The sequence below is a fragment of the Shigella flexneri 2a str. 301 genome (genome assembly GCF_000006925.2).
Taxonomy (GTDB): domain Bacteria; phylum Pseudomonadota; class Gammaproteobacteria; order Enterobacterales; family Enterobacteriaceae; genus ECMA0423.
Genome location: NC_004337.2, coordinates 289,019 through 302,573, shown reverse-complemented (window position 1 = coordinate 302,573; position 13,555 = coordinate 289,019). Strand labels below are relative to the sequence as shown.

The following is a 13,555-nucleotide window of genomic DNA, read 5'->3' as shown; positions in this document are numbered from 1 at the left end:
GCCGGATGGCGTTTAATCGCCTTCCGGCAGTTTCATCCTTCATTATCCTTCGATAAAAGCCATCCCTGTAAACGTTCGTCGCGGGTTGCCACGTTCAATCTGGTGATGGAACATTCGCCGCTGTGATTTCAGCACCGCGCTATTTTCCTATTGCTGCTGATCCAGCTTCCAGGCAATCAGCAATCGCGCCAGCCGTTTGTTAGCATGCTGGCTGCGCTCTGACTGAACCTTCACGCTAATACCGGATGCCAAATGCGTGGCGCGTACCGCCGAGTCGGTTTTATTGACATGTTGACCGCCCGGCCCCGACGAACGCAGCGTCTCATACCGGATCGCATCGGATTGCTCCTGCTCATCAGCGGTAAAACGCCCAATGCCCAGAAACCAGTTTTTACGCCCGTGATGTGGGCGATACGGGCTCGGGCAAATCCACTGAATAGTGCCACACCAGCTTTCGCTTAACGCCCATGCGTTGTCGCCATCCAGAGAAATCAGCGCCGAACGCAGCGTGTCAGAGTAGCGGCCTGTTTCTGTTTCCAGCACCGTTACCGCGACGTCTTGTCGGGCAGCTTCTTTAATTAGCCTGTCCAGCGCCTTTTTCACTGCGAGACAACATTCTTCCGGCCCCTGCGCTGAGGAGAGTTATAGCAAGATCATCCTTTTTTCCCTCCACTGTTTTTGAGCGTTAGCACCGGACGCAGCCGCGCGACAGGAATAATTAATCCGGCCTGCCCTGACATTGCACCACACTTTCAGCCGATTTATAGGCTTGTGGCGCTTCTTCGAAGATGAGTTGTTTATCGCGACAAATTACCCGACTGCCAAGTTCAGTACGCGAGAGTTGCGTCGCTGTGTATTTCGCTGCCAGACGCCCTTTACACTCGGTGCGCCCCCATTTACGCCCAGCCCCATGCGCCAGCGAATGCAATGTTTCCTCACTCCTGACGGGCTGAACCAGCCTGGAGTAATCACCGCGTGAACCGGGAATAACCACCAGACCACAGTCATCAGGCGTGGCACCTTTACGATGTAAGACCCCTTGTTGATCACCGATTCGACACGCGCTAACAAAGTTATGCGCCACATCCAGAACCGGACTTCCGGTGGCCTTAACCTGTTGCATTATGCGCAAAGCGATCAGGTGGCGATTAAAACGCGCAAACGCCAGCGCGTCGTCACTGCCTTCAGGCAAACCATGATGCGAAAACGAGGCAATATGCCGCTGTAAAATAGACTGCCCTAGCCCCCTCGAGCCGCTATGAACCAGCAGTTGCAGATGCTGCGCATCCAGACCTGCCAGTGCAAACAGTTCAGCGTTGATGATTTGATCAACTTGTTGCAGTTCAGCGAAATGATTGCCACCACCGATAGAGCCAAGCGAGCTGCGCCACGGATGCTGTGCAAATGCTGACGGCAGGTTTTCCTCCAGCCAGCTTTCTTCAGCAACGTCATCCAAAGCTGATAATCGCTTTTCAAACTTATCGGCGTTGTATTTGCGAGCGAGAATATCTGTTTGCCATAGCGCCATGCCACAGCCGATATCATTGCCGACCAGTGCTGGGTAAAAACGGCCTGCGGAGAAGAACGCTGCGCCAATCGGGTAGCCGCGTCCGGGGTGTAAATCTGGCATCCCCACTACGCGCTGCATGTTGGGTAAATTTGCCGTGGTGTGTAATTGTTGGATCGCTAAACTCTCGATCCACAGGTCATCAGATGCGATGGTAAATACCGCATCGGATAAGGGACGAATATAATTGCCCATATACCATTCCGTAAATAGACTCGTCATACTTCAAGTTGCATGTGCTGCGACTTGAATTATTGAGAGTAACAATTAAAAAATCAGGAAATGGCAGACGAATCCAGGGCAAGAAAAAAAGAATTAATCCTGGAAAGGTCTGCAAAGAGTCATTGATAAAGGATTTGTCATGATTTACCTCCTTGCAGTTTGTGGAATAAGAAAACGCGCACATACTAGGCGGGCGTTATTTTCATTGCAAGCTGGATTTAATGTTGCGGTTTATAACGCATATAAAAATTAATAAACCACGCTCCCCGGCATTCAACGCGCTGCTGCTTAACTGTCTGAAAACCATAACGTTCAAAAAAGGGTTTTGCGGTTATGCTTGCGTCCACCGTAAGTTCGGATTCAGACTTAATAAAAGGTTTTAACAAAGCGCTGGCAACCCCACGGCGGGTGTATTCAGGGTCAACAAATAACATATCGATATAGTGTTCAACGCAGGTAATAAAGCCGACCAGTTTTGCATTAATAACTGCAACCCGCACTTGTGATTTCGCGAGTTTCTCCTTCCAGCGAGATTCGTCAATCTGCGCCCAGGCGGCAATTTGTTGTAGTGAATAATGCTGACTGACGGTCATCGTAACCGCTCTAATGAAAATAGCGCATAGTTGCTGAAAATCGCCAGGCTGATAATCTCTTATTTGTATGTTATTCATAATATAAATTCAAAAACGCATGCGAAACGCTTCTGCCATTTTTCCAATTTTATGCATTTGGTTGTTATCTCGAGCCAGTTTATGAGGTTCAGGCTTCAGAATGGCAATGAGCAACCATGCTTGCTCATCAAACGCACCCTGACAATATACCAAATGCGCTTCGTCATTCGTTCTGCTGAATTGGCGCAACTGTGGCGGAAATGGATTATTCACATTTGCCAGATGAATATGAGCAACTCGCTCAAATTTGATTAATGGCCAGGTAAACGAGTCGTCGTAGAGTGCATCGCGACCAAATATATCTGGCAAAACACCGTCACGCTTATAGGAAATAAAATCCGCCGTTAACGCATCAAGTTCCTCTGCTGTAAGTTGCAGGCGAATAAGTTTTGTTTTGAATACCCGCATCCTTATTCCTTAAAGTCATTGAAATCATCATCCGTCATATCATTAAGATATTGTTTAGCGCGGCGTGTAATTTCCTCTAATCTTGCAGCACTTGGACGAAAGCGCGCCTTTATGGGCTTTTTCTCCTCTTGTTCAGCAAGCATGTCCATTAACGCTTCGAATGCGCTGGCACTTAAGAGATATCCTGCGGGGCGATTATTAGAAAGAACCGCAACTGGTTGATCAATAAAGTATTTAGCTGGGTTTTTACGTAACTCAGTGATATTGACCGATTTTTCAGCGAGAATTCGATGCATACAGTGATACCCTCATAATAATGCACACCAGAATATACATAATAGTATACATCATAATCCCAGCACCAGTTGTCTTTCCATTTGCGGGTCAAGCAACGTCACATGCAGCCCCACCAGACGCACACCGCGCCCGCCGCGGCGTTCATCCCAGGTTTTACGCGCGGTGGCGATTAAGTCAGCTTTATTCAGCCGCGGCCAGACGTGCTCCTGGGTGGTCTGCTGAAAATCGTCGAACTTTAATTTCACCCCCTGGCGAGCAATCAGTAAATCAGGTTTTACCTTTGCCAGACGGCGTTCAAGTTCCGGATACAGCCGCTCGATAATCGCTTCACATTCAGACCAGTGATGAATATCTTCCGCCATCGTGCGTTCCACGCCGACGGATTTTCGTAACCGTTCGCTGTTAACGTCGCGCTCGTCAATCCCCTGACTACGCTCCCACAAAATGCGGCCAAATTTGCCAAAGCGTTTAAGCAGAATCACCAGATCACACTTTTGTACATCACCGCAGGTCCGCAGCCCCATCGCTTCCAGTTTTGCCGCCGAGACTTTGCCGACGCCGGGGATTTTTTCCAGTGGTAAGGTTTGTAAAAATGCCGGAACTTCTGCCGGCGTAATCACAAACTGACCGTTGGGTTTATTCATGTCGGAGGCGATTTTGGCGAGAAACTTTACTGGTGCCACGCCCGCAGATGCCGTCAGTTGCAGCTCGTTGAAGATCGTCTGGCGGATTTCCTGGGCGATGAGGGTCGCAGAACCGTGGCAATGGACGCTATCGGTGACATCGAGATAAGCCTCATCCAGTGACAACGGTTCAATGCGCGAGGTGTAGCGCGAGAAGATTTCACGGATATGATTTGAGGCTTCTTTGTAGGCGTCAAAGCGCCCCGGAAGCAAGGTGAGATGTGGGCATAATTTGAGCGCCATCCCAGTAGGCATAGCGCTACGTACGCCAAATTTACGCGCGGGATAATTGGCGGTGCTGATCACCCCCCGACGTTCGCGGCTGCCGCCAATAGCAATAGGGATATCGCGCAGAGCGGGATTGTCGCGCATCTCCACCGCTGCGAAAAAGCAGTCCATATCCACATGAATGATTTTACGCATTGCTCACCTCTCAACACTGGTAAAGTATACAGTGATTTCAGGTTTTGAGAAATGCGTAAAGATTCAGCATTTAGCGCATTCGCTGCGAAAGCACCTGCTGCTTATCCAGCTTTTGCACCAGCGGCTGCACCACTTTATCCCCATGCTGACCAAAGTATTGATACAGCGTATCGGACGCACTTTTGGTCAGCACCATAATCTCAATACGCCGATTGCCCGCGCTTTGCGGATTCTTCGCGTCCAGCAGCATCTGGTCCGCCATTGCGCTTACCTGCATCACTTTATCTTCCGGCATTCCGGCCTCTTCCAGCACCCGACGAGCTGAAAGCGCGCGATCGCCCGAAAGGTTCCAGTTGTTGTAGATATTGTTTTTGTAGGCCATCGCATCGGTATGCCCGGTAATAATAATTTTGTTATAGAGCGAGTCGAACACTGGCGCGAGCTCCACCAGCAAAGTTTTAAAGAACGGCATAATCTGCGCGCTGCCGCGTTCGAACATATTGCGATTCTGGTCGTCTTTAATCAGCACGCGTAATCCCTGGGGAACAATCTCCATCTCCAGATTCGCTTCCATATGCGCATCACGGGCAATGGTGTTGATACTGGTTGCCAACTCGCCAAGCTCGGTGGCGGATTTCTTCTTCAGCAGCGCCGTTTTCTCATTCACATCACGCGCTTTTTTCTCCGTCTCTTCCGGCACCGCCACGGTGGCAGGTTTTGGCGGATGAGACGGGCTGATTTTATTTAACGGCGACAGCCCACCACCGTTAAAAATCGACTGCCCGTGCAGCGCGGCGATAATGCTTTCACGCTCGGATTTACTGACGCTGTTGACAATCAACTTTATCGTCGTCACCAAAGAGGCCGAGCGTATTTCCGAGGTTTCTGCCCGCTTTACCCTGGACGCGATGCCCGGCAAACAGATGGCGATTGACGCCGATCTTAACGCCGGATTGATCAACCAGGCGCAGGCGCAAACCCGGCGTAAAGATGTTGCCAGCGAGGCCGATTTCTACGGCGCGATGGACGGGGCATCGAAGTTTGTACGCGGAGACGCCATCGCCGGGATGATGATTCTGGCGATCAACCTGAGCGGCGGCGTCTGTATCGGCATCTTCAAATACAACCTGAGCGCCGACGCCGCCTTCCAGCAATACGTGCTGATGACCATCGGCGACGGCCTGGTGGCGCAGATCCCTTCCCTGCTGCTCTCCACCGCGGCGGCGATTATCGTCACCCGCGTCAGCGACAACGGCGATATCGCCCATGACGTGCGCCACCAGTTGCTGGCAAGCCCGTCGGTGCTCTACACCGCCACCGGGATCATGTTCGTGCTGGCGGTGGTGCCGGGGATGCCGCATCTGCCGTTTTTGCTGTTCAGCGCCCTGCTTGGCTTTACCGGCTGGCGGATGAGCAAACGCCCGCAGGCGGCGGAGGCGGAAGAGAAAAGCCTCGAAACGCTGACCCGCACCATCACTGAAACCAGCGAACAACAGGTCAGTTGGGAAACTATTCCGCTGATCGAGCCCATCAGCTTAAGCCTCGGCTACAAGCTGGTGGCGCTGGTGGACAAAGCGCAGGGCAACCCGCTCACCCAGCGGATTCGCGGCGTTCGGCAGGTGATTTCCGACGGTAACGGCGTGCTGCTGCCGGAGATCCGCATTCGGGAAAACTTCCGCCTCAAGCCCAGCCAGTACGCTATTTTCATCAACGGCATTGAGGCTGATGAAGCGGATATTCCGGCGGATAAACTGATGGCGCTGCCCTCCAGCGAAACCTACGGCGAGATTGACGGCGTGCTGGGGAACGACCCGGCGTACGGGATACCGGTCACCTGGATCCAGCCTGCGCAGAAAGCGAAGGCTCTGAATATGGGGTATCAGGTGATCGACAGCGCCAGTGTGATTGCCACCCATGTGAACAAGATTGTGCGCAGCTATATTCCTGATTTGTTTAACTATGATGACATCACGCAGTTGCATAACCGTTTGTCGTCGATGGCACCGCGCCTGGCGGAGGATTTAAGCGCGGCGCTCAATTACAGCCAATTGCTGAAAGTGTACCGGGCGCTGCTGACCGAAGGCGTTTCCCTGCGCGATATCGTCACCATCGCCACCGTGCTGGTCGCCAGTAGCACGGTGACTAAAGATCATATTCTGCTGGCGGCCGATGTGCGCCTGGCGCTGCGGCGCAGCATTACTCATCCGTTCGTTCGCAAGCAGGAGCTGACGGTGTATACGCTGAATAATGAGCTGGAAAATCTGCTGACCAACGTAGTGAATCAGGCGCAACAGGCCGGCAAAGTGATGCTCGACAGCGTGCCGGTTGACCCGAATATGCTCAACCAGTTCCAGAGCACGATGCCACAGGTGAAAGAGCAGATGAAAGCGGCGGGGAAAGATCCGGTGCTGCTGGTGCCGCCGCAGCTACGCCCTTTGCTGCCGCGTTATGCAAGGTTGTTTGCGCCGGGGCTGCATGTGCTGTCGTATAACGAAGTGCCGGATGAGCTGGAGTTGAAGATTATGGGGGCGTTGATGTAAGAATCCGGCATCGGTGCACAATTGCCGGATGCGGCGTAAACGCCTTATCCGGCCTACCGTTCAGGCACAAGTTTTTAGGCATGATAAGACGCGCCAGCGTCGCATCAGGCATCTGCGCATAACTGCCGGATGCGGCGTGAACGCCTTATCCGGCCTACCGTTAAAGCACGATTTGTAGGCCGGATAAGCGTAAGCGCATCCGGCACCAGCGCACAGTTATAAAATGATACGCTCCCCGGCACTTAAATCCGTTATGTCTCCCGCCCAATCGATGGGATATAACCCTCGCGCGACATCGCGATGGAACGTTGAGAATGGCCAATCACTCACCTGCTTTACCCAGCCATGTTTCTCTGGATTTATATAAATATAATCAACATGATGGCGATAATCTTTTGTATTGCGAATGGCATGCTCCCAAAAACGCGGTTGCCAGATATTTTTCAATCCGCAAGCATGGGTGAACTGCTTTTTAATCTCCCGCCAGCGAGAGGAAAAATCATCATCGCTTTCGGGTAATGTCCATATGCAATGCATATGCTCCGGCAAAACGACCCAGGCGTTAATTTCAAAAGGTCTGTCTCGCTTAACGTTAATAATGGCGTTACGGAGCGTCTGGAACTGGGTGGTCAGAAGATGGCTTCGACGATTGCGTAAATTTACCGTGAAAAACCATGTTCCCCCCTTGATGTAATAACGACGATATTCCGACATAGCGACTCCTTTTTCTCAACGGTAAGAGGAAAAGGAAAGGCCGACAATGACGCTGTGTTATATCGGGAAAGCGGCTCGCAAAAACGCACAGATTTGTAGGCATGATAAGACGCGTCAGCGTCGCATCAGGCATCCGTGCACAACCGCCGGATGCGGCGTAAACGCCTTATCCGGCCTACAAAATCATCTCTTCCGTCAAAATCCTGCGCGCGCCTAAAAAATGGTCCTGCCAGAAAGGTTCGGCTAACCGGCTTACCCGAATGGTTTCCCCGGTGCGCAGTGACTCAATAAACTGACCGTCGCCCAGATACACCCCCATATGGTCGGCAATCTCGCGGCTGTGGATATGGAAAAATAGCAAATCTCCCCGGCGCAGGTCGTTATTCGCCACAATCGTTGCCCGACGGTAGTGGTACATCTCATTGGCCGTGCGCGGGAGTTTCGCCTCAAGGATCTTGTTGTAGGCATAAAAAACTAACCCACTACAATCGAAGCCTTGATCGGGCCGCGTGCCGCCCCAGACGTAAGGCTTGCCAAGCTGCTGCTCCAGGCGGTGAATCGCCACTTCGGTGATGTTATGCAGGTGATCGCTGCTTAAAAAGTGGTTGTTTTCCGCCAGCGCCTGCCAGCGTCTGTCACTCGCCTTGAGCGGCGCAGGAAACCATTCTGGATGCTGTTTTATCTGCTCCCGGTTGTGGTGGCGCTGGCGAGTAAAGGGAGCAAAACGCATAACGAAAACACGCCTGGATGCAAAAATCTGCCGAGCAAGAACGAAGACATGAAAGACATAAACCGGCTGAATGAAGGTGAGAATTTTAAAAGACCGGAGGAGTAAACGGGATTATTAATTGCTTATTTGCATATTACTATTGAGATTTCATAATATTAGGAAATAAATGATACATGCGCTTTTCGGACTATTGAAAACTGCCCCTGTGCTAAATTTGTAAACCCAGCGCCGACAGGCTTGCGTAAAACTCTTTTGGTGATAATGTGAGCCTTCCAAATCCAGACTATTCCGATTTGGGATCCATTTTGCCGTCCTGGCGTGTGTAACCGTTTTATCAAGGAATAAGCAGTATGCGTAAAATCGCATTAATTCTTGCGATGTTGTTGATCCCGTGCGTTTCGTTTGCCGGTTTGCTGGGCAGCAGTAGCTCGACCACGCCAGTGAGCAAAGAGTATAAGCAGCAGTTGATGGGATCCCCTGTCTACATCCAGATCTTCAAGGAAGAACGTACGCTCGATCTTTACGTCAAAATGGGCGAGCAATATCAACTGCTCGACAGTTATAAAATCTGTAAATATTCCGGCGGCTTAGGGCCAAAACAGCGTCAGGGCGATTTCAAAAGCCCGGAAGGGTTTTATAGCGTCCAGCGTAATCAGTTAAAACCAGACAGCCGTTACTACAAAGCGATTAATATTGGATTCCCCAATGCTTATGACCGTGCGCATGGTTATGAAGGGAAATACCTGATGATCCACGGCGATTGTGTATCCATCGGCTGCTACGCAATGACCAATCAGGGTATTGATGAGATCTTCCAGTTCGTTACTGGTGCGCTGGTGTTTGGTCAGCCGAGCGTGCAGGTGAGTATTTACCCATTCCGCATGACCGACGCCAATATGAAGCGCCATAAATATTCCAACTTTAAGGACTTCTGGGAGCAGCTGAAGCCGGGCTACGACTACTTTGAGCAAACCCGTAAGCCACCGACCGTTTCTGTGGCCAATGGCCGTTACGTGGTCAGCAAGCCGTTAAGCCACGAAGTGGTGCAGCCACAACTGGCATCAAACTACACGCTCCCCGAGGCAAAATAAGCGCCATTCGCCTGGCATAATTTTTTGCCAGGTTTCATTGCCCGTCAGCGGCTGTGTCGCAATCACCGTGACCACATCATTCGGTGTGGTCTGCGAGCTGAAGTCGATTTCCACATCCTGATCCAGCAACGTTGCCACGCCAAACGGCGCGCGGCGGGTGATCCAGTGTAAATTAGTCGAGCAATACGCCATTACATAGCGCCCGTCCGAAAGCAGCATGTTGAAAACGCCCTTCGCCCGCAGTTCATCCGCCAGTGAGGCGATATATTTAAACACTGCCGCCATGTTGCCCGGCGTGCGCGGGTAACGCTGCGTTAATTTATGCAGCAGCCAGCAAAAGGCTTTTTCGCTGTCGGTTTCACCGACCGGGCGGAAGTTGCCGGTTTCCAGTGATTTGTAGCCCGTCAGTTGTCCGTTATGGGCATAAGTCCAGTTACGCCCCCATAACTCGCGGGTAAATGGGTGAGTATTTTCCAGCGCCACCTCGCCCCGATTAGCCTGGCGAATATGAGCCACCACCGAACAGGATTTTATCGGGTAGTCCTGGACAAGTTTGGCGATGGGGGAATTAAAGCTGGGTTGTGGATCTTTAAATGTGCGACAGCCTTTACCTTCGTAAAAGGTAATGCCCCAGCCATCTTTATGTGGCCCGGTTCCACCACCACGCTGTACAAGTCCGGTGAAACTAAAGCAGATATCGGTAGGGACGTTGGCGCTCATCCCGAGCAATTCGCACATGGGTAACCTCCACAACAGCGGGAGCGCATGGACCCCGGCGAAGATTGATTTAAGAATTTTCAGGTCGGATGCGGCGTAAACGAATTATTCGGCCTACGGTTCGGGTACAGATTTGTAGGCATGATAAGACGCGTCAGCATCGCATCAGGCATCAGCGCACAAGTGCCGGATGCGGCGTAAACGCCTTATCCGGCCTACGCCAGACTTACTTAACCATCTCTTTTTCAATTAACTGGATCAGGATATGGATCACTTTAATGTGAATCTCCTGAATGCGGTCGGCATAACCAAAGTGCGGAACGCGAATTTCGATATCCGCCGTGCCAGCCATTTTACCGCCGTCTTTACCGGTCAGGGTGATCACTTTCATCCCCTTCTCACGCGCCGCTGCGATCGCTTTGATCACGTTTGCAGAGTTACCGGAGGTGGAGATCCCCAGCAGTACATCGCCTTCGCGACCTACCGCTTCAACGTAGCGGGAGAAAATATCATTGAAACCGAAATCATTACCGACGCAGGAAATATGACTAACGTCAGAAATAGCAATCGCCGGGTAGCCCGGACGGTTTTCACGGTAGCGACCGGTCAACTCTTCGGCAAAGTGCATAGCGTCGCAATGGGAACCGCCGTTGCCGCAGGAAAGCACTTTGCCACCGGCTTTAAAGCTGTCTGCTAACAGGACCGCCGCGCGCTGAATGGCGTGAATATTGGCGTCATCTTTTAAAAAGTTAGCCAGCGTTTCCGCCGCTTCGTTCAGTTCGTTACGAATAAGATCCTGGTACATGAGGATATCCTTCAGCATAAATGTAATAGACAAAATGCAGTGTACCGGATACCGCCAAAAGCGAGAAGTACGGGCAGGTGCTATGACCAGGACTTTTTGACCTGAAGTGCGGATAAAAACAGCAACAATGTGAGCTTTGTTGTAATTATATTGTAAACACATTGCTTAATGTTTTTACATCCACTACAACCATATCATCACAAGTGGTCAGACCTCCTACAAGTAAGGGGCTTTTCGTTATGATGATTTTGAGTATTCTCGCTACGGTTGTCCTGCTCGGCGCGTTGTTCTATCACCGCGTGAGCTTATTTATCAGCAGTCTGATTTTGCTCGCCTGGACAGCCGCCCTCGGCGTTGCTGGTCTGTGGTCGGCGTGGGTACTGGTGCCTCTGACCATTATCCTCGTGCCATTTAACTTTGCGCCTATGCGTAAGTCGATGATTTCCGCGCCGGTATTTCGCGGTTTCCGTAAGGTGATGCCGCCGATGTCGCGCACTGAGAAAGAAGCGATTGATGCGGGCACCACCTGGTGGGAGGGCGACTTGTTCCAGGGCAAGCCGGACTGGAAAAAGCTGCATAACTATCCGCAGCCGCGCCTGACCGCTGAAGAGCAAGCGTTTCTCGACGGCCCGGTAGAAGAAGCCTGCCGGATGGCGAATGATTTCCAGATTACTCATGAGCTGGCGGATCTGCCACCGGAGTTGTGGGCGTACCTTAAAGAGCATCGCTTCTTCGCGATGATTATCAAAAAAGAGTACGGCGGACTGGAGTTCTCAGCTTATGCCCAGTCTCGTGTGCTGCAAAAACTCTCTGGCGTGAGCGGGATCCTGGCGATTACCGTCGGCGTGCCAAACTCATTAGGCCCGGGCGAACTGTTGCAACATTACGGCACTGACGAGCAGAAAGATCACTATCTGCCGCGTCTGGCGCGTGGTCAGGAGATCCCCTGCTTTGCACTGACCAGCCCGGAAGCGGGTTCCGATGCGGGCGCGATTCCGGACACCGGGATTGTCTGCATGGGCGAATGGCAGGGCCAGCAGGTGCTGGGGATGCGTCTGACCTGGAACAAACGCTACATTACGCTGGCACCGATTGCGACCGTGCTTGGGCTGGCGTTTAAACTCTCCGACCCGGAAAAATTACTCGGCGGTGCAGAAGATTTAGGCATTACCTGTGCGCTGATCCCAACCACCACGCCGGGCGTGGAAATTGGTCGTCGCCACTTCCCGCTGAACGTACCGTTCCAGAACGGACCGACGCGCGGTAAAGATGTCTTCGTGCCGATCGATTACATCATCGGCGGGCCGAAAATGGCCGGGCAAGGCTGGCGGATGCTGGTGGAGTGCCTCTCGGTAGGCCGCGGCATCACCCTGCCTTCCAACTCAACCGGCGGCGTGAAATCGGTAGCGCTGGCAACGGGCGCGTATTCTCACATTCGCCGTCAGTTCAAAATCTCTATCGGTAAGATGGAAGGGATTGAAGAGCCGCTGGCGCGTATTGCCGGGAACGCTTATGTAATGGATGCTGCGGCATCGCTGATTACCTACGGCATTATGCTCGGCGAAAAACCTGCCGTGCTGTCGGCTATCGTTAAGTATCACTGTACCCACCGCGGGCAGCAGTCGATTATTGATGCGATGGATATTACCGGCGGTAAAGGCATTATGCTCGGGCAAAGCAACTTCCTGGCGCGTGCTTACCAGGGCGCACCGATTGCCATCACCGTTGAAGGGGCTAACATTCTGACCCGCAGCATGATGATCTTCGGACAAGGAGCGATTCGTTGCCATCCGTACGTGCTGGAAGAGATGGAAGCGGCGAAGAACAATGACGTCAACGCGTTCGATAAACTGTTGTTCAAACATATCGGTCACGTCGGTAGCAACAAAGTTCGCAGCTTCTGGCTGGGCCTGACGCGCGGTTTAACCAGCAGCACGCCAACCGGCGATGCCACTAAACGCTACTATCAGCACCTGAACCGCCTGAGCGCCAACCTCGCCCTGCTTTCTGATGTCTCGATGGCACTGCTGGGCGGCAGCCTGAAACGTCGTGAGCGTATCTCGGCACGTCTGGGGGATATTTTAAGCCAGCTTTACCTCGCCTCTGCCGTTCTGAAGCGTTATGACGACGAAGGCCGTAATGAAGCCGATCTGCCGCTGGTGCACTGGGGCGTACAGGATGCGCTGTATCAGGCAGAACAGGCAATGGACAATTTACTGCAAAACTTCCCGAACCGCGTGGTTGCCGGGCTGCTGAATGTGGTGATCTTCCCGACCGGACGTCATTATCTGGCACCGTCTGACAAGCTGGATCATAAAATGGCGAAGATTTTACAAGTGCCGAACGCCACTCGTTCACGTATTGGTCGCGGTCAGTACCTGACGCCAAGCGAGCATAACCCGGTTGGTTTACTGGAAGAGGCGTTGGTGGATGTGATTGCCGCCGACCCGATTCATCAGCGGATCTGTAAAGAGCTGGGTAAAAATCTGCCATTTACCCGTCTGGATGAACTGGCGCACAACGCGCTGACGAAGGGGCTGATTGATAAAGATGAAGCCGCTATTCTGGTGAAAGCGGAAGAAAGCCGTCTGCGCAGTATTAACGTTGATGACTTTGATCCGGAAGAGCTGGCGACGAAGCCGGTAAAGTTGCCGGAGAAAGTGCGGAAAGTTGAAGCCGCGTAATTG

General features: G+C 52.2%; 12 protein-coding genes, 2 pseudogenes and 1 other annotated feature. Of the genes and pseudogenes, 3 read left to right on the top strand and 11 right to left on the bottom strand.

Going from position 1 to position 13,555, the window contains the following annotated elements:
- Positions 1-42: 42 nt before the first annotated feature.
- From SF0284 to mbhA, 7 genes and pseudogenes are all read right to left on the bottom strand, one after another.
- Positions 43-657, bottom strand: a pseudogene (locus tag SF0284).
- Between the two features lie 61 nt (positions 658-718).
- The gene (locus tag SF0283) at positions 719-1,762 is read right to left on the bottom strand and encodes a hypothetical protein (RefSeq protein ID NP_706235.2); all 1,044 of its coding nucleotides are present in this window, start codon (positions 1,760-1,762) and stop codon (positions 719-721) included.
- A 245-nt stretch (positions 1,763-2,007) separates the two neighbouring features.
- Positions 2,008-2,460 carry an acyltransferase gene (yafP, locus tag SF0282; protein NP_706234.1) on the bottom strand — a complete coding sequence of 151 codons (453 nt, stop codon included), beginning with the start codon at positions 2,458-2,460 and terminating at the stop codon, positions 2,008-2,010.
- Between the two features lie 9 nt (positions 2,461-2,469).
- A complete protein-coding gene (gene yafO, locus SF0281) occupies positions 2,470-2,868 on the bottom strand; it encodes a toxin YafO (protein NP_706233.1) in 399 nt (132 codons plus the stop codon).
- 2 nt (positions 2,869-2,870) lie between these two features.
- The gene (yafN, locus tag SF0280) at positions 2,871-3,164 is read right to left on the bottom strand and encodes an antitoxin of the YafO-YafN toxin-antitoxin system (protein NP_706232.1); all 294 of its coding nucleotides are present in this window, start codon (positions 3,162-3,164) and stop codon (positions 2,871-2,873) included.
- 51 nt (positions 3,165-3,215) lie between these two features.
- Entirely contained in the window at positions 3,216-4,271 is a 1,056-nt protein-coding gene (gene dinP, locus SF0279; protein NP_706231.1) for a DNA polymerase IV, read from the bottom strand.
- A gap of 70 nt (positions 4,272-4,341) precedes the next feature.
- The gene (gene mbhA / locus SF0277) at positions 4,342-5,127 is read right to left on the bottom strand and encodes a hypothetical protein (RefSeq protein NP_706230.2); all 786 of its coding nucleotides are present in this window, start codon (positions 5,125-5,127) and stop codon (positions 4,342-4,344) included.
- On the opposite strand from mbhA, the gene fhiA reads away from it, so the two are divergent.
- Positions 5,072-6,811 (top strand): flagellar biosynthetic protein FlhA, encoded by a 1,740-nt coding sequence (gene fhiA / locus SF0278; RefSeq protein NP_706229.1) that lies wholly within the window; start codon positions 5,072-5,074, stop codon positions 6,809-6,811. The two genes, mbhA and fhiA, sit on opposite strands and share 56 nt — an antisense overlap.
- Positions 6,812-7,027: 216 nt before the next feature.
- On the opposite strand, the gene yafM is transcribed toward fhiA, so the two are convergent.
- Positions 7,028-7,525 (bottom strand): hypothetical protein, encoded by a 498-nt coding sequence (gene yafM / locus SF0276; RefSeq protein NP_706228.1) that lies wholly within the window; start codon positions 7,523-7,525, stop codon positions 7,028-7,030.
- Positions 7,526-7,700: 175 nt separating this feature from the next.
- Positions 7,701-8,255, bottom strand: a sequence feature (Similar to Escherichia coli K12 lipoprotein gi: 1786421 (250 aa). BLAST with identity of 93% in 176 aa. This CDS has been truncated. The sequence has been checked and is believed to be correct.).
- Positions 7,701-8,255: pseudogene (gene yafL / locus SF0275) on the bottom strand. (Overlaps the previous feature by 555 nt.)
- 350 nt (positions 8,256-8,605) lie before the next feature.
- Here yafL and yafK point away from each other — a divergent pair.
- Positions 8,606-9,346 (top strand): hypothetical protein, encoded by a 741-nt coding sequence (yafK, locus tag SF0274; protein NP_706227.1) that lies wholly within the window; start codon positions 8,606-8,608, stop codon positions 9,344-9,346.
- Here yafK and yafJ read toward each other — a convergent pair.
- Both yafJ and gmhA read right to left on the bottom strand, forming a co-directional pair.
- Positions 9,317-10,084 (bottom strand): amidotransferase, encoded by a 768-nt coding sequence (gene yafJ, locus SF0273; protein NP_706226.2) that lies wholly within the window; start codon positions 10,082-10,084, stop codon positions 9,317-9,319. The genes yafK and yafJ overlap by 30 nt on opposite strands.
- Before the next feature lie 205 nt (positions 10,085-10,289).
- Positions 10,290-10,868: a phosphoheptose isomerase gene (gene gmhA / locus SF0272; RefSeq protein ID NP_706225.2), complete on the bottom strand. Its 579-nt coding sequence runs from the start codon at positions 10,866-10,868 to the stop codon at positions 10,290-10,292.
- Positions 10,869-11,071: 203 nt separating this feature from the next.
- Between gmhA and yafH the strand changes: the two genes are divergently transcribed.
- The gene (gene yafH, locus SF0271) at positions 11,072-13,552 is read left to right on the top strand and encodes an acyl-CoA dehydrogenase (protein ID NP_706224.4); all 2,481 of its coding nucleotides are present in this window, start codon (positions 11,072-11,074) and stop codon (positions 13,550-13,552) included.
- The last annotated feature ends 3 nt before the right edge of the window (positions 13,553-13,555 follow it).